The organism is Fundicoccus ignavus (assembly GCF_009659375.1).
GTDB lineage: Bacteria > Bacillota > Bacilli > Lactobacillales > Aerococcaceae > Fundicoccus > Fundicoccus ignavus.
Genome location: NZ_WJQT01000004.1, coordinates 145,517 through 162,650, shown reverse-complemented (window position 1 = coordinate 162,650; position 17,134 = coordinate 145,517). Strand labels below are relative to the sequence as shown.

14 protein-coding genes and 1 pseudogene are annotated in these 17,134 nt (G+C 35.1%); 1 reads left to right on the top strand and 14 read right to left on the bottom strand.

The genetic code is table 11. The features are described 5' to 3' along the window. Position 1 precedes the first annotated feature (1 nt). The 4 genes from GF867_RS04850 to GF867_RS04835 form a co-directional block, all read right to left on the bottom strand. On the bottom strand, positions 2–736 hold the full coding sequence (locus GF867_RS04850) for a YveK family protein (RefSeq protein ID WP_153831985.1): 735 nt from the start codon (positions 734–736) through the stop codon (positions 2–4). A gap of 14 nt (positions 737–750) precedes the next feature. After that, the gene (locus tag GF867_RS04845) at positions 751–2,610 is read right to left on the bottom strand and encodes a polysaccharide biosynthesis protein (protein WP_153832018.1); all 1,860 of its coding nucleotides are present in this window, start codon (positions 2,608–2,610) and stop codon (positions 751–753) included. Between the two features lie 334 nt (positions 2,611–2,944). Further along, a complete protein-coding gene (locus GF867_RS04840; protein ID WP_153831984.1) occupies positions 2,945–3,814 on the bottom strand; it encodes an NAD-dependent epimerase/dehydratase family protein in 870 nt (289 codons plus the stop codon). A 162-nt stretch (positions 3,815–3,976) separates the two neighbouring features. After that, complete coding sequence (locus GF867_RS04835; RefSeq protein ID WP_253940733.1) at positions 3,977–4,810, bottom strand: LCP family protein; 834 nt, start codon at positions 4,808–4,810, stop codon at positions 3,977–3,979. A gap of 305 nt (positions 4,811–5,115) precedes the next feature. On the opposite strand from GF867_RS04835, the gene GF867_RS13965 reads away from it, so the two are divergent. Further along, positions 5,116–5,397 (top strand): nucleotide-binding protein, encoded by a 282-nt coding sequence (locus GF867_RS13965; RefSeq protein WP_172973960.1) that lies wholly within the window; start codon positions 5,116–5,118, stop codon positions 5,395–5,397. 519 nt (positions 5,398–5,916) lie between these two features. On the opposite strand, the gene GF867_RS04825 is transcribed toward GF867_RS13965, so the two are convergent. From GF867_RS04825 to GF867_RS04780, 10 genes and pseudogenes are all read right to left on the bottom strand, one after another. After that, entirely contained in the window at positions 5,917–8,049 is a 2,133-nt protein-coding gene (locus GF867_RS04825; RefSeq protein WP_153831982.1) for a LysM peptidoglycan-binding domain-containing protein, read from the bottom strand. 309 nt (positions 8,050–8,358) lie between these two features. Then, positions 8,359–8,859, bottom strand: a complete 501-nt coding sequence (locus GF867_RS04820) for a hypothetical protein (RefSeq protein ID WP_153831981.1) — start codon at positions 8,857–8,859, stop codon at positions 8,359–8,361. A gap of 265 nt (positions 8,860–9,124) precedes the next feature. Beyond that, positions 9,125–9,421, bottom strand: coding sequence for a hypothetical protein (locus tag GF867_RS04815; RefSeq protein WP_153831980.1), 297 nt, complete (start codon positions 9,419–9,421; stop codon positions 9,125–9,127). Positions 9,422–9,684: 263 nt separating this feature from the next. Beyond that, positions 9,685–9,897, bottom strand: a pseudogene (locus GF867_RS04810) (transposase); the annotation flags it as partial. A 1,054-nt stretch (positions 9,898–10,951) separates the two neighbouring features. After that, on the bottom strand, positions 10,952–11,776 hold the full coding sequence (locus GF867_RS04805) for a GIY-YIG nuclease family protein (protein WP_153831978.1): 825 nt from the start codon (positions 11,774–11,776) through the stop codon (positions 10,952–10,954). A gap of 117 nt (positions 11,777–11,893) precedes the next feature. Beyond that, complete coding sequence (locus GF867_RS04800) at positions 11,894–12,340, bottom strand: GIY-YIG nuclease family protein (RefSeq protein ID WP_216650255.1); 447 nt, start codon at positions 12,338–12,340, stop codon at positions 11,894–11,896. 35 nt (positions 12,341–12,375) lie between these two features. Further along, positions 12,376–12,771: a hypothetical protein gene (locus tag GF867_RS04795; protein ID WP_153831977.1), complete on the bottom strand. Its 396-nt coding sequence runs from the start codon at positions 12,769–12,771 to the stop codon at positions 12,376–12,378. Positions 12,772–13,944: 1,173 nt separating this feature from the next. Further along, a complete protein-coding gene (locus GF867_RS04790) occupies positions 13,945–15,567 on the bottom strand; it encodes a glycoside hydrolase family 13 protein (protein ID WP_172973959.1) in 1,623 nt (540 codons plus the stop codon). 35 nt (positions 15,568–15,602) lie between these two features. Then, positions 15,603–16,241 (bottom strand): DUF624 domain-containing protein, encoded by a 639-nt coding sequence (locus GF867_RS04785; protein ID WP_153831975.1) that lies wholly within the window; start codon positions 16,239–16,241, stop codon positions 15,603–15,605. A 5-nt stretch (positions 16,242–16,246) separates the two neighbouring features. Next, entirely contained in the window at positions 16,247–17,134 is an 888-nt protein-coding gene (locus GF867_RS04780; protein ID WP_153831974.1) for a carbohydrate ABC transporter permease, read from the bottom strand.

Sequence of the window (17,134 nt, the reverse complement as noted above, 5' to 3'; positions counted from 1 at the left end):
TTTAGACTCTCTCCCTTGCGCGACTTTTTCCTTGTTCAGAAGTCAGTCTTGTTTGTTTTAATTCTTTAGTCGATAATTCATACACATGTCCAAGATTAATTAATCCCAATTGAGATAAGTAGTCATCTTCTTTAATAGTAGTGTCCATCAATTCGATTACCAAGATTATTAAGGTGCTGATTGCTAAGCCAATTATTGCTCCAATTAAAATAAACATTGTCAATTTTGGTGAAACTCGATTTGGATTATATGTTGCTGGCGATAAAACAAGTATACTTGCAACATCATAAACTTCGCGAACCGTTGCTTCAAAAACATTTATTATTTCATTTAATACTAATTGAGCTTCCTCAGGTGTTTCCATTGTCACTGTGAGATTAAATGCTTGAGAATTCGTCGATTGTCCTACATTAATAGCATCACTTAGTGTACCGATAGGATAATTGCTCCCTAAATTGTTATTAACCTGAGTTAGTACGGAGTGCCCAGTAATAATATCGCTATATGTATTTATAAGTTGGATGTTTGCTTGAATTTCATTTGACTGTATTGTTGTTTGAGTTACTTCACCTTGCTGGTTGACCAATAACTGCGCTTGCGAATTGTACTTAGGTGTTATAAAAAACATCATTATTAGCACAGACGCGATAATTCCTAATACTATTGCAATGACAATTGTAAAGAAATGTTTTTTTAAAATTTGATACAGGTCCTTTAAACTAATTTCTTCTTTCATATTATCCTCCGATATCAATTCGCACTTTCATTTGCGAATGTAATTATTTTTTCTTTTAATTTTCGACTATTACCAATATTCTGGTGCAACTCTTGAATAAATGAATCAATTTGATTTATTGGCATTTGGGCAACTTTTCCGATAAAGATTTTCTCATTCAACTGATTGCCCACTAATTCAGTTGAGGTTAATAATTCTTCATATAACTTTTCACCTGGTCTAATACCCGATTCGACAATTTCAATCTCGTTTTCTTTATGCCCACTTAGCAGGATCATCTTTTTAGCCAAATCTACAATTTTCACTGGGTCTCCCATATCTAATATGAATACTTCCCCACCATTCGCATACGCACCAGCGTATATCACTAAACGACTCGCTTCAGGTATCGTCATGAAGTAACGCGTCATTCTAAAGTCTGTGACTGTTATTGGTCCACCTTCCGCTATTTGTTTTTCGAAGACTGGAATTACACTACCGCGACTGCCTAATACATTCCCAAATCTTACAGCACAGTAATTTGATTGACTTTTCTCGTTCATACCTGTAATGATTAATTCGGCAACACGTTTAGTTGCCCCCATCACATTCGGTGGGTTTACTGCTTTATCAGTTGAAACTAACACCATTTTTGGTAGTTTAGCCGCATCAACTGCTTTTGCTACATTATACGTCCCTAATATATTGTTCTTAAACGCTTCAACTGGGTTACTTTCCATTAATGGAACATGTTTGTGAGCTGCTGCATGATAGACAATATCCGGTTTTTCTTTTTCAAACACTTCAAGTATTCTTTTATAATCTTGAACATCTGCTATTACTGGTCTAAATTCTGTAAAAGTTTTGAGTTTTAACAATTCATGATAAATTAAATAAATCGAGTTTTCACCATGTCCTAATAAAATGACTCTTTTAGGATTAAAGCGGGTTACTTGTCGGACTATTTCTGATCCAATTGATCCCCCAGCTCCGGTAATCAATATTGTTTTACCTTCTAGTTCATTGCGAAGTTTTGTTTCATCTAATTTTATCTCTTTTCTACCTAACAAATCCGAAATATTCACTTTTCGCATCGCTTGTTTAGGTTGATAAACACCTTGAATGACCTCTTCAACTTTAGGCATTTTAAAAACTTCAACATTGTTTCGATTACACATTTCTAAAATCAATTCATATTTAGCAGGAGGCAAAGATGGTATTGCAACAATTGCTTCTAATTTACCATATTGCTTCACCAATTCAGGAATTAACTCAATATCCCCTAGAACATCAACTCCACTAATGTTTTGCCCTTTTTTATCTAGGTCATCGTCTAAAATGGCAACTACATTAAGATTCCCTTTATTTCTACGGTAACTATTCATGAATAAAGAGCCACCATCACCTGCACCAATTAATACAATTTTTTTAATTTCATCTTCAACATGATTGTTTTTATATCTAGAAAGATAGATCATTTGCCACAAAAGTCTCAAGCCTATAATGCCTAAGGATGAAACAATCATCGTTAAGACTGTAAAACGGAAAGAAAATGTACTAAAGAACAATGTACAAAGCAATCCACTGAGTGCACCACTCAATAAAGCAATAATAAAGAGTAAAATTATATCGATTACACTTGTATAGCGATTAATTTTATTACTGATTTGAAATACATAAGATAGTATTACATAAATTGAGAAGGCTAGTATCGTATGAACCGCATAACTGAGTGCTGGTACTTTAATCAAAGTCAAAAAAAATAAATAAGACAACACTCCTGCTATGATAAACATTGCCAAATCAGCTAATAGCCATATCATACGTTTCTGTGTCTTATTTAGCTTTTGTACATATTCCACAATATGCATGGATATCCCTTGATGAGTATTCATAAATTTCATCACGTTCTTTCTTTAAGTATTGTTTACAGGACTTTTTTGATTAATCAACTTTTTATTAGCAATAATTTAAATAGTCTCTGTACAATTTTACCGTTAAAATGGCGTAATTTCAACCAAACTAGTAAAATTGAAATTGTCAATATTACAATTATAGTATAATCCTCAATTATTACAATGTATTTTTGTAATGTATTTTGTTTGAATACGTTTTAATTCTTCTATCTCAAGTTTTCATCCACTACAAAGTATAAACCAGATAAAACTCTATGCAATACACTAAGTTACACTTGCATTGCATAGAGTTTACTTGTTGTTTATATTTAAGTTATGGTTGTTCAGGTTTTTCAGTGTTTTTTATGGAATTCCACAAATCATGAATCCGATAATTTTCTTTTGGATATTCACTAAGCATTTGATCATAAGCTAAGTTACCAAAAACTTTATCTACTATATTAAAGTTCAAGAGTCGTTTGATTACTGGATTAAATAATTTCGTTTGAAAACTCTTTTTCCCATTAACTTCCGCAATAGTCTTTACTAAATCACTTGTCTTAACATATTCTTGGTTTTGCGGAAAGAAAACACCTGCATCTTCATTCATAATTAACAACTTGATAAATTCCGATAAATTATCGACATGAATCATGCTCCGTTGATTATCAAAATCAGGAAAGAACGGCAATGTTACAGCTAATTTGGCTAGTTTAGGGTAATTCCCTTTAGAGCCTTTGCCGTAAATCATTGGGGGTCGAATCGTCGCAATTTTAAAGGTGTTATCTTCAAGCGGAGCTAAACCAGCTTCGGCTTGAATTTTACTATCTCCATAGAAATCTTTCGCTACCGGAATCGTTTCCTTCGTAATCATGCCGTTCTCTGTTTTACTTGCACCATAAATGATAATACTACTCAAGAAAATAAATTGTTTAACGCCTTCAGCTTTTGCTTTTGCTGCCAGTTTGATAGTTAAATCGCGATTCACTTGATAGTACTTCTCTTTTAAATCTTTATCCGATGAAACGTGAGCGATTCCCGCTACGTGCACAATGCTATCGTAGTCACTAAAATCCGCTGCTTGCCATTCACTATTTCTAAGTGAAATTTTATCTACTTTTATGTCATCTGAATACTGTTTTAACCAACTGTCTAATGAATTCCCGATGAAACTATTGACGCCGGTAATTAAAACTTTTTTCATTTAGTTTTTCTCCTAATTACTTCTTACAAATTATTTTCTATCTCTAGTCAAACTTATTATTTATCAAGATAATACTAAAGGTAAATACTCTTCCTGTCAACAACTGATAGATAAAGACTCTCGATTAAAGGTTTCATCCCTTATATTCGAGAGTCGCTTGTGTTAATTTAATTGAGCGCTTAAATTACTAATTATTTCATTAAATGAGTCATCGTATATGAGATCATAATAAACCCCATCTATCATTTTACCACCACCTGATAATTGATAAAACTCAATGTTAGTTGCTAATTGTCGGTAATCCGCAAATAGTTGAACTAAATCTAAGAAGTTTAAGTCTGTTTCAATGTTACTCGACATTGTTGCGAACACATTCTGGAAGTTAAGAATTGAATCGAAGCTGGCCATCTTGCTGATTAGACTTTGAACGATTTGACGTTGTCTTTCTTGTCTACCATAGTCTCCACCAGAAGTATAACGCTCTCTAGAATAAGCCAAGGCTTTGTCGCCATCTAGGTTTGTTTCTACACCTTCAACAAATTCATATCCCGAAATCGTAAAACTTGACGGGGATACGACATCAATGCCGCCTACCGCATCTACAATTTCTTTTAAGCCTGCCATGTTCACCACAATGTAATTATCGATACTGATGTCAAACCAGTTTTCAACGGTCTGCATTGATAACTCTGCGCCACCGAATGCATAGGCATGGTTGATTTTATCCATGTAGTAACCTGGAATCATTACATAAGAATCTCTGGGTATGCTTGTCACGGTAATTAACTCTGTTGATGAATTAACCGTTAGTAACATCATCACATCCGATCGCCCATGTTCTGTACGACCTAAGTCACCCGTATCAACTCCTAATAGTAAGATAGATTTTGAATTTCGACTTTCTTGTGCATTTGCTGTCGTAGGGAATAATGTTGTGGTTACAGTAAAGAGGAATAAAAGCACCGTAAATAATTTGCGCATTTTTCTAGTAGTCATATGGGTACCCCTTGCTTCTTAATAATTTCTTGACTTATGATATCATTTTTTTCATATATAAACTAGAGATGTTTGGCTTTGTGGTATAAATTTAATTATTTAGCTATTAAAGATTAACTCTTTGAAGGTTAAATCGTTCTCTACAATTCATTATCGTTCATTATTTTCAATGTTTTTATTTAAACTATCCATTTAAGGAAAACAGTTGGTTCAATGATTTCAAGATTAATATGGAGAATTCAAACCAGAAAGGACTCTCTATCCAATCCTATTAAAAAAATAAAAAACGACCTGTTCGATTGATTGTGACGTGTCATCCACACTCTGTTAATTCTGAGCGTTTTCGTGCTTTGCGGACGAATCTATTATTCGCACAAAGAACACAAGGCATTCAATCAGTCTTGATCACCTCAAGTGTTCTTTCCGAAGGAAAATCTTTTGTAACGGTTAACTTAGCGACGGTCTTGGCTCAAACAAATAAGAAGGTTCTTTTAGTTGATGCTGATTTAAGAAAAACAACGCTGCACACTATTTTAAATTTAGAAAATGAAGAAGGTTTAACCTCTTACTATTATAATAAACGTTGAGTGCAACTAAAGTGATTCAGTTTGCTTCAGCATCCAATTTACATTTTTTTACCGTCTGGACCATTGCCTTCTAATCCGTCTGAGTTATTAATATCTACACAGATGCAATTATTATTAATGAAGCGACTTAAATGGCGCTATGACTTTATCATTTAGGATACCCCTCAGCTTTGGTTACGGATTCTTCTGTCTTAGCTTCTGATACTGAGGGTGTCTTATTGGTTTTTCGTCATGATTAAATGAAGAAAAATGAAGAAAGATGAAATTTCGAATGCTATTAAAAGGTTTGAGACTACTAATGCGAATATACTTGGTTATATTTATATTGACATTCCGAGCGCTGATTTTTCGGATCGTCAGCGCTACTATTGAAGAAATGTATAGTTACCTGCACTTAGTTCGATAATTATTGTTCACCACTCAAAAATAACACCTAGCGATTTTTGGCTAGGTGTTATTTGTTTTGTCATTTTTATGAACTATTTTAAATCGTATTTTGGAATGGGGTTGAATCTTGGTTTAACTCATCACCGCTGTAAAGATTTTCTTCGCGAGGGTCGAAATTAAGCTGTCTGACCAGTAATCGGATAGGACGGTCACAATGTATGGGCGAGAACTCTCAACGATGGCAGTCGAGTGGTTATAATACGGCCACCAGGCCCCAATTTTCTGGAAGACATTGGCCGAAACAGTGTCTAGTTTCGTTTTGTCATAGTCCGTCCGGTCTAGAGAGGTCATCGCTTGCTGTTGTGGATGCTCATAAATATAGGCCATTACTTTATTAATTTCACGCGGTGTCATATTGCGCGTATAACTTGGCGCGCCGTACACTTCTTTGGTAAAGCGGTTAAAATCTGATTTATCGCGGTAGCCTACATAATGCAGCAACATGTTACTGCCAAGGTTGTCCGAATTGACAATTGTGCGATTAAGAACATCACGTAAGGTATAAGTTTTATTCTGATAGTTCTCGTATTGAATGGTACCACTACCACCCCAGGCATAAGACTCATTATAATCATAAATCTTTGAGGTATACTTCAGCGGTGTATCCCAAGATAGATTGCCCTTCTCAACTTGCTCCAAGGTATAGGCCACTAGCACAATCTTCGGCACAGACGCCCCATACATGGCTGTATCCCCATTTAAAGAAGCCGTTCTTAAATCATCTTCGACTAAACTCTCATAGAAGACATGAATCGGTGAGTTCTTATATTGATTCAGCACTGCTTGCACTGCCGCATGCGTCCCAGTTAAGGTACCATCTGGTAAATTCGGTTCAGTTGGAGTAGTCGGCGGCGTCGGTGTCGTTTTAGTTGGGTCTGTCACGATTAAACGATCCCCCGAGTAAATATAATTCGACGTTAGCTTGTTCCACGACTTCAATTGATTGACCGTAATATTGTTTTGATTAGCGATCAACCATAGGTACTCGCCTGATTTGACCGTGTGATACTTGGCAGCTGGCTGTGTCGGTTCAACGGGTGTCGAAGGTTCTTCTGGCTTAGTGGGTTCAGTTGGCTTTTCTGACTCGACTGGTTTCTCAGGTTCTGGCGTTGTGGGTGTTGTTACTTTCGTTGGGTCTGTTACGGCTAATTTATCGCCTGAATAAATATAATTGCTTGTTAACTTGTTCCAAGACTTTAATTGATTGACAGTAATTCCGTATTGTGTCGCAATTTTCCATAAATAGTCCCCAGACTTCACCGTATAATAAGTGGGTGTTGGGGTACTTGGTGTTGGCTGACTCGTAGATGGCTTATCAGGTTCTTTAGGTGTTTCAGGTTTACTTTCGACTGGTTTCTCAGGTTGAGTCGGTGTCGTAGTTGTTTTCGACACAATAAAGCGATCGCCCGAGTAAATATAGTTCGAGGTTAGGTTGTTCCAGGTTTTTAATTGCGCTACGGTAATGCCGTGTTGATTGGCGATTTTCCATAGATAGTCCCCTGGACGTACTGTGTAATATGAATTGGTTGTTTGTGTATTGTCCGTTGGTTTAGTTGTGTGAGCGTCACCGGGTTTTGTAGTCGCTGTGCCTGCTGATACCTTCAGTTGGTCGCCTGAATAAATATAGTTCGAGGTTAAGTTGTTCCATTGTTTGAGTTGGGCAACTGTAATCCCATAGCGTTCAGCGATTAGATATAAGTATTCACCTGATTTAACGGTGTGTGTCTGGGCTGGTGTTTCAGCTGTTGCCGTTAAGGTATGCACTTTTAAGGTGTTTATTTCTTGTGTGGCTGCTTCGGCTTCTGGTTGAATTTCTGTTTCGATAAGTGCTTCTGTGAGTGGTTGGCTAATAGCGTCTTCTTGGGTTGCTTCCGATTCAAAATTATCTGTGGCTTCTGGTGTTGTGTCGTTTGAGGCTTCAATTGGATTATGTAGGCTATCTGATAGGGTGTCTGACAGCAAATCAGTTGGTGAGTTTTGGGACAATTCGTCTTGTCCAACTTCTGCTGGCACAGTGTCAGTTGATTGTTCGATTGAGGCTGTTACTTGGCTGTCTTGCTTGAGTGTTGTTTCAATCGTCGCATCACGTTCTGTTTCGTTCACCGTTTCTTCAGCATTTACGACTGGTCCGTTTAAAGAAAACATCGCAGCTCCAAGGGTAACGACTAGCCAACTGCCTTTTGATTTACGCATTAGTTTCTTCATTTATAGACTCCTTTATATTCGTTTAATGTATTCGTTTGCATTCTGTTTGATTATAACATTTTTATGGTTTGATATGTTAAGTTTTAGGATGAGAGGAATTTATTTATAAGAATGAAGTAATGGGGTGTTAACCTGAATTCTTAATAGCGAGTTTTTTATTCGGTGTTTAGCACTAAATATAATTCCTTATAAATAACTATTATTATCAATAGACAAATACCCCAAAAGATAAACTTTAAACTCTATCTTTTGGGATTGTTACTTAATCTGATTATTTGATTATTTTGGATTTTAATCAAACAGTTCTTACTAAGTAAATGTTTCATCATTCAAATTTTGTATATTCGAATCATTTTTTAAAGTATCTTGTAAAGATTCAATACTTTCAAACTCCATCATGTATTTAGGTTTAGTCCATTTAAAAACAGAATTTAATTTATTACAATAACAAACTTCATTACTTATGTTCTCTCCTGAAGTTATAAAAGCATAATTATACCCAAACTTTGATGCTCTTATAGAAGCACAAGAAAAATAACGGACACCAACACTAGAGGTTTCAGTGTTGTCTCTTGAGTGTAACCAATGCATAAAAAATTGTGGAATAATATATTCACTTGCAAAGTAATCTTTTTTATCTCTTCTAATATAAGAAGAACCCAATATTAGTGGATACCAATAAAGATAACTCTTTCTTGTACTTCTCAAGCTTTTATAACTAAACATCTCCTTATGCTTATTGAATTGTCTTTCAGAAAACAAATCCTCAGGCTTTATTGCTAAATCGATTACGTAAATGCGTCTATCCAAATTACTTCTATTAAGTTTAAATCTGCTTGCAACAAATTTTTTTTGATTTTGTTTCTAATTGACATAGTTTTAATGTTGTACTCAAGTATAAACACGGAAATCCAGGAATACTATATCTACATGTCTGCACAGACTGCCTTGAATTAAAAGGAACATGAAAAATAGCTTCTCTACCATAACCCCTATTATCATTCATTGGTCTAATTCTATATAGATCAACTCCATATTCATTATCTTGATTATTGTTATCATTACTATAGTTTTTTTAAAACTTTTCGAAACCCGAATTAATTTCTGTATTGTAAAAATCATCCATTATACTGCTAAAACATTGATATGATTTAGCAATGTTCCCCTTGAAATATTCTTCAAGTGAGATATCAAGTTTACGAATGATTATTCTTAAGTTTTCAAGTGTTTCATCCTCAACAGCAAACTCTACTAACGACTCTATATAAGCATTTAAATCATTTATAAAAATTTCCTTAAAATCACCTTCCCATCTTTTCGGAATAGTTAAAACATCTTTACTAAATATATTTTTGAAAATCTCATCTTCCATAGTCGGCACCTCTTTTTATTTTTTAATATCCATATATATATTAACGATTTTTTAACGTTCTCTTTTTGATGTTGAAAGTTTTTACTTGATTAATTAATTAATTAATTAAATAGTGGAACAATGGTATTCTTTATAGATTCATACTAGACTTTATTGACAACAGACGAGCTATTATAAACCATACATATCCCACCACAGAAGAAAGGTCAAAATATAGAAATTTATTATGACGAATTGCAATAATTATTGCGACATTTTTTTCTTTACTCAATTAATGAAGTTTCGTGCATGAATTTTTCTAAAGGTGTTTGATAATTCAGACATTTTCTTGGTCGATTATTCATTAGCCATAAAGCCGTGAATAATTCAGTTTCACTCACTTTAGTTAAATCAGTTTTCTTCGGAAAGAATTCGCGCATTAAGCCATTCGAATTTTCGTTTGACCCTCTTTGCAAAGCGCTGTAGGTATCTGAAAATTAGTAATCAATTCCTGTTGCTTCTACTTGCTTCTACAACAGGTTAACAAACAAATTTTTCTAATGTGACGACCATTGTATCTAGTTTCCAATGCCCAAACTATTGTCTCTTTCTAAAAGTTTTAGGTTGTTTGAAGATCAGGCTCCCCATATTGAACTTACCGCGTTTTTCTTTAAGTTGGTGACTTTTATCTTTATAACCATACTTTTCCTCCTTAATCATCAAAGTTATATCAGTTGATTGTTAGATCATTAACTTATTTATATTAATGACAACCGTAAAAATCCAGGAAAACAAGTTTTAACATTAATTTATTTATATAAATGATTATACATCGGCCCCTCCATTACATAAAGCATTCATTTTTTAATTGATAGGCGAGACGATCTGTTTTCCATTATTTATTCGTTGGTGTATTTATGTTGTTGCTCTAACGTTAAAAAGTTCACCTGATGATCCTTTGCTAAATAAAAAGAAAAGGATTGCTCCCCTTCTTCACCACATGGTATAAAATCGTATTTTGGCTTATTGAAACACGAGCACCGGCATGCCGTTATAGGCGTACTCGTAAACTTACTCCATGATATCAGACGGTGTGCTGATACTGCCCAGGGAACCGTTTGTTATTTAGGCTTCGATATCATCTCATTGCAATGCGCATGAATTGCATCATAACGAAACTGATCCAGGATGATGAGAACGATGCTTAGTTTTGGCTTGTTAGTCTTGACGATCTTGTTCAGAATCTGGTAGTTTTCGTGGTCGCTTCTGCTTGGCATATATTTTTTTCCTTTTTGTTTGAGGTGTTGTGGCTCTTGTTTTAAATGGTTACATTTTAATATTTTGTGCTGTTTGAAAAATATTGTTGATTGATGATTTTAGTTTAAGCGTTTAGACTGAGTTCATCTAGGTAGAAGAATTATAATATCTTTTGACGCAAAAACTTTAATCGCTGGTTGAAAGTTAGTTTAACTCCATAAAAAAATTCCATATCAATCTTAAATAATTGATATGGATTATATTAAGATGATGCACACTAAAGCCCCCTACCGCTTAATCTTTGTTTCCCTGTTTATTTAGCATAGGTGAAAATCTTTGAATTAACGTTGCTTCAAGTTCTAAACGTCCAATCGAGACTGAATATACTGTGAACTCACATTCAGAAATGAACTGATTAACAAAGCTATCCTCCTCTTCCGTAAAGAAATTCCTTTTTTTATCATTACTTATTAAATTCCCTAATTCTGCTTGTGTTTTAAGATCAAAACCAAATATATTTTTTCCTATCGTTCTTCTTAATGCAGACATTCTAGTCCGTCCATGATGGGTACCGATCCGCTCATTAAAATTGTGTGTTTCTCCTACATAGATCAATTCGTTATTTCTTCTGACAAGATAAACACCTTGTAGATTATTTCCCTGCCATTTTATTTCCGAAGCCTCAACCGCTTCGATTAGTCCCTCATTCAATAACTTTCCAGTCAAAGTTTGACTCTGTTGCCATAATAATAAAGCTGCCTCTTCAGTCTCTTCACTCAAAGTAAATATTCTTCCTTTGTGAGATTTGTTATTTCCTGGTTTCAAATTACACATCACATATTCTTCAAATTCCTTACGCCCAATCGTATTAGGTATTTCTTTGAACGATAAATTCTCTCCATGTATAGCAAATTCTTTATTTTTCCAGTGTTTAGATAGGCGAGTTTTTATATTAATACCTTGACCTACATATAATAGTTGTTCTTGATTATAAATTAAGTAATTACCAACCTGTACTGATGTTTCTTTTGGATTCTGAACATTTGGACTGTTTAATAACGTTGTTACTCCGCCTTGCAACACAATATGATGATTATCTTGGAGTTCTTTCCAATTCATAATAAATCCCCTTTTCTGATGTTTTCTAGGTATTATCTACTATCAATCTTTACATAAGCATGAATGCAGTGATTTAATTGGTTATTTTGTAAGCCATTAATATATAGTTTCTTTTGACTAAGCATTGATATTTGCAAATGGATATTTCCCATGACGTTGTTTAAATTCTTGAAGCAGTTTAGCTTCTACTTGACGCGGGTCTTGTTCCTCTATATATTTCCAAGCAAATACTAAGTTTTCTCGATCGGCGATTTGCCAAATATATCTTCCACCCCAATGTCCTACTGCTTTGGTATTGCCAAATCTAATGTAAGTACTTAATCTGCTTCTCAAATCAGTTGCCTTACCAATGTAGATTTCTTGAACACCATAAACCCATTTTTCTTCTAATAGTTCGATTGCCACATTAGGATTTTTCCCTTTAAAATGTCCACCTGTACCAACCTCCAAAAATTTTGGCTTATCCCCTTTGTAGAATACACCATAAACAGCTGGTGAGTTTTCAAGCATTTTTAAATTACTTGTCAGTTCCTCTAAAGTCGCAAATTTTTCATATTTTTCCATTTTAATCTTCCTTTCTTTTTCTAATCATGATCAATCTAACGTAGTTTAATAAGATTCCCTGATAAAGCTTCAAATTTATCTTGATATCGCCCAGCCCTAGCTCTGATCTGCACAGCATTAGCCTTCTCACCATTCTTTTTGAAATACAATTTTTGATCATATATCTCGTCCGCAAGTTCTGCTGCGTGTAATGTATGCCCATCTACTTGACTTAGCACTCTTTCCATCGCAACATGCAAGGTTATATTTTCTACTGGCTTTTGAAATTCACTCCTCTCTTCCTTTATTTCTCTTTGATTGATATTCTGAATGACGTATAAAGGCTCGTCATCTTTTATGATAATCACTTCACCTTTTTCGTCGACTAAATCCATAATATCCTCTGGCGATTCTAACAAACGACTATAAGCAACAAATTTACTGATATCCATTTATCGCAACTCCCTTCTTCTTGTCTTCATTATATACAAAGATATATCTAAAATCAAGTTATTTTATACAATTATATAATAATATGTTTTATTCGATAACATTCAACAATAACAACATTTTAAGCGCCATTAGCTTTTGTTCCCACACAAAACACCTTATACAATTGTATAAAACGGATTATTTAGTTAAATAGCTACAGTCAGACTTTATTCCATTTTTTATCGTTTTTTTCACAAAACAAAAAGAAGAGGATTGCTCCCCTTCTTCACCACATGTTATAAAGTAGTATTTTGCCTTATTGAAAGACGAGCACCGGCATGCCGTTATAGGCGTACATTATCTAATAGCCTAAAATTCCGCACTCCTAACGAGGCGGGATTTTAGGTAAAAAGGGACTGTGTCATAAGTCCCTTTTATAAGATGATATAGAACAAAAGATCTAACGATGGAAGGCAATCACATCTTCTTAATCGCTAGATATAAAATCATATTTTGGCTTATTGCACACTAGTACCAGCATGTCGTTATGGGTGTAAATTTTCTGATTGATCAGTGTACTTCAAATAAAAAAAGAGTAACAACTGGATAGGACCAATAAAGCGCTGGTATGACGATAGCAAAAGAATGACACATGTTATTTATTGTATTGTTTATTCAAGTTTTTCTGTTAGGTCACCCTTCGTTGACTTATATTTTGCTAATATCTTGAAGCCTGTCAGATTGTCTAATAGATAGTTTTCCCAAGCCGTCAGCAACAATATCAAGTGACCACTAATTAAAGTTTAAACGCTCATCAGAAACTTCCTAACATAACGAGCGCAATATGCAAAAGAAAAAAATAATCATTGCTATTTCTTCAGCTTCGACTGAACGAAGAGCAGTCACTGATTATTTTTATTTTGTTTATATTGGGCGCTAATAGCGAGACGTTCTGTTGATGCAAAGCTTCTGTCCTTATCAGCGCGTCTAATTGGTCCTTAGATGCCTTCTTTTACTAATGGGATAGCCGTGGTGTTCGCCTCCTTGTAAAATAAAAACTGACATGTTACGGAAAACTTTTGCTTCGTCTAGCCTTCTTTAGAAAGCTCGAGGTTATTATCATCTCTGATAAATTATAGTAAACCCCAAAAAATGTCAGTAAGCTTTAGCCAACTGACACTTTTCAATGGATATTATTTGGTTTTCACAACAAATGCTTGCCAAGGTTTCAGCGTAATATTCTCAAGCGAGATAATCTCATCTTCCGAGTTCTGGATAATTATATGATCAATAGAGTCTTCTGAAGAAAATTCATTCGTTTCATCAGATAAATTCGCTACTACTAGCCATCTTTCACCCTCATACTCACGGTAATAACTGAACACATTATCTACTGTATCCAACAATTTAAAACTCCCCCAAACGATGATGGGATGATCTTTCCGCAATTGAATCAAGTCTTTGTAAGTATAAAAAATAGAGTTCGGATCCTTTAACGCGGCTTCAACGTTGATATCTCGAAAATTCTCATTTAATGCAATCCAAGGTTTACCTGTAGTAAATCCTCCATTTTCACTCATATCCCAAGCAATCGGACGGCGAGCATTGTCTCGGCCTTTCGCATTGATTGACTCAATGATTTCGTCCTTATCAAAGCCATTTGCTAGACGTTCACTGTACATGTTGATTGTTTCAATATCAGCTGCTTCGCGAATATCCTTAATGGCAGTATTAGTCATGCCAATTTCTTCGCCCTGGTATATATAAGGTGTACCTTTCATCATATGTAGAAGAATGGCAAACAATTTTGCACTCTGAATTCGGTACTCTTGATCATTACCCCAGCGTGAAATTATGCGGGGTAAATCGTGGTTATTCCAGAATAATGAGTTCCAACCTTCATCTCCTAACTCAGTTTGCCATTTAGTCAGGACTTCTTTGAGTTCTGAAATCTTAATAGGCCTTAAATCCCATTTATCTTTGCCATCTTGCTGATCTAAGCCAACATGTTCGAATTGAAAGACCATTGATAGTTCATGACGGTCAGGGTTAGAATACAGCTTTGCAATTTCTGGTGTGGCACCCCAAGTTTCACCAACCGTTAGTAAATCGTGTTTACCAAAGGTTGCTTGATTCATTTCTTGAAGATAATCATGTAATTTAGGTCCATTTCCCGTGATACCCTCTAAAGGTTTTTTACCGACCAAATCGATGACATCCATTCGGAAACCACCTATTCCCTTATCAATCCAAAAATTCATCATATCGTAGATAGCTTGGCGAACCTTTTGATTTTCCCAATTCAAATCAGGCTGTTTTTGACTAAACAAATGCAGGTAGTATTGACCGCTTGCTTCGTCAAATTTCCAGGCAGGGCCAGAAAAAGTTGATTTAAGATCGTTTGGTACGCTCCCGTCAGATTTAGGGTCTGCCCAAACATAGTAATCACGGTAAGGATTTTCTTGACTCTTTTTGGCTTCAATAAACCATTGATGTTCATCTGATGTATGATTGACTACTAGATCCATGACAATTTTTATATTACGTTTGTTAGCTTCAAACAGAAACTCTTCCATTTCTTCCATCGTGCCAAATTCTTCCATTATTGCTTCGTAATCTGAGATATCATAGCCATTATCATCATTAGGTGATTGGTAAACTGGCGATAACCAAATGGCACCAATTCCTAAATTCTGTAAATAATCTAACTTTTCAATTATCCCTCTAATGTCTCCAATACCATCTCCATTACTATCTTTAAAACTTCTTGGATAAATTTGGTAAACGACAATTTCTTGCCACCAATGTTTCGACATATTCATTCTCCTCTCGTATTTACGAATTATATTGTTTAATTGTGACTAGTTGTTGAATTTTCAAAGCGCTTAAAGAAAGCGAGTAGTAAAAAAGTTCTTAAGAAATGAATAAAGCTGAGTCCCAAGAACATACTTATATAGATGCCAAAAACAAATAAATAATTTGACAATAACATCAAAACAAAGGGCAAGCAGAAAGCTAGCATCAACAAGCTACTAGTCAATGGATAGTTGATTGCTAACTTTAAGGTGTTTAAACTCGCTTGCTTGAATGAGTCATCATATCGTGATAAGTAGTAAAAGATAAACTGCATGTAATTTATGACGATGAGGGTGACTATCGCTACGCCTATGGTCATCCAACTGTCTAGCTGATTAAATGTGATCAGGTATAGCCAGTTAGTAATCAGGATGCTTGAAATTAGTAGGATACTTAACCAAGCAATCGTGCTTTGCTTGAACCTTTTCTTAAACACTTCCAAATAGGTTGAGACAATTCGTGTTTCACCTTGTGTGATGATACGCGTTGTGACTGCAAAAGCAGCTGCTTGACTCGCACCGATTGTCACAATCGGCAGGCTGGTAATAATCATCAATAAATTAAGTACCATCAAGCTCCAGACCTTCATCATAATACGGTAGAAAGTACCGTTAAGTCTAAATAATTCTTGCATAGTTATCACTCCTTCACTGCGCCAACAACAATTCCTTGCACGAAATATTTTTGTAAGAACGGATAAATAATTAATAGCGGGATGATTGCGATAACTATTTTGGCTGCATTAAGGTTTCGATTTGAAACGGCTAGTAGGCTTTGTAGTTGTTCTGATGACATACCTGCGCTATTTCGTAGAGTTTCAGCAATATTTACACTTAATGATTGGATGTAGGTCATCAATGGATAATTCTCGACTTTGGTCATATAAATCAAACCGCCGAAGAAATCGTTCCAGCTTCCGACGATACTAAAGAGCGATACCGTGGCAAGAGAAGGCAGAGAAATTGGTACATAAATTCTGGTTAGAACAGTCCATGAATTTGCACCATCCAGTAAGGCCGACTCTTCTAATGATTTGGGCACGCCACGGAAAAAGTTCATGACTAAAATAACGCTACCTAAAGGTACGGCGCCAGGTAGAATAAGTGACCATACGCTATTAATGAGCCCTAAGTTACGAACAATCAAATAAGTTGGAATCATCCCACCATTGAATAACATCGCAAAGATTATCAAGTTCATGAAGAATTTTCTTGAATAGAAAACTTCTTTAGATTTTGACAATGGGTAAGCGAGCGTAATAATGAGAAGCAGGTTTAGTATTAAGGCTGCTACCACTCTAAAAACAGAAATTCCAAAAGAACGCCAGAATTGAGAGTCATTCATTATTCTTTCATATGCCGCGAAAGTAAACTCAACCGGCCAGAGACCGACTCTGTTAGCAGCCGCAGCCTGAGAGCTACTTAAAGATAGCGAGACAACGTTCAACAGTGGAATTAAACAAGATAATGTCAATAAAATCACTATTGTGTATATAATGAACAGACGAATGCCAAATTTTTCTTTCAT

Coding starts and splice junctions, on each gene's coding strand:
- GF867_RS04850 (WP_153831985.1), bottom strand. CDS start 736: ATGAAAGAAGAAATTAGTTTAAAGGACCTGTATCAAATTTTAAAAAAA.
- GF867_RS04845 (WP_153832018.1), bottom strand. CDS start 2,610: ATGAATACTCATCAAGGGATATCCATGCATATTGTGGAATATGTACAA.
- GF867_RS04840 (WP_153831984.1), bottom strand. CDS start 3,814: ATGAAAAAAGTTTTAATTACCGGCGTCAATAGTTTCATCGGGAATTCA.
- GF867_RS04835 (WP_253940733.1), bottom strand. CDS start 4,810: ATGACTACTAGAAAAATGCGCAAATTATTTACGGTGCTTTTATTCCTC.
- GF867_RS04825 (WP_153831982.1), bottom strand. CDS start 8,049: ATGAAGAAACTAATGCGTAAATCAAAAGGCAGTTGGCTAGTCGTTACC.
- GF867_RS04815 (WP_153831980.1), bottom strand. CDS start 9,421: ATGGAAGATGAGATTTTCAAAAATATATTTAGTAAAGATGTTTTAACT.
- GF867_RS04805 (WP_153831978.1), bottom strand. CDS start 11,776: ATGAATTGGAAAGAACTCCAAGATAATCATCATATTGTGTTGCAAGGC.
- GF867_RS04800 (WP_216650255.1), bottom strand. CDS start 12,340: ATGGAAAAATATGAAAAATTTGCGACTTTAGAGGAACTGACAAGTAAT.
- GF867_RS04795 (WP_153831977.1), bottom strand. CDS start 12,771: ATGGATATCAGTAAATTTGTTGCTTATAGTCGTTTGTTAGAATCGCCA.
- GF867_RS04790 (WP_172973959.1), bottom strand. CDS start 15,567: ATGTCGAAACATTGGTGGCAAGAAATTGTCGTTTACCAAATTTATCCA.
- GF867_RS04785 (WP_153831975.1), bottom strand. CDS start 16,241: ATGCAAGAATTATTTAGACTTAACGGTACTTTCTACCGTATTATGATG.
- GF867_RS04780 (WP_153831974.1), bottom strand. CDS start 17,134: ATGAAAGAAAAATTTGGCATTCGTCTGTTCATTATATACACAATAGTG.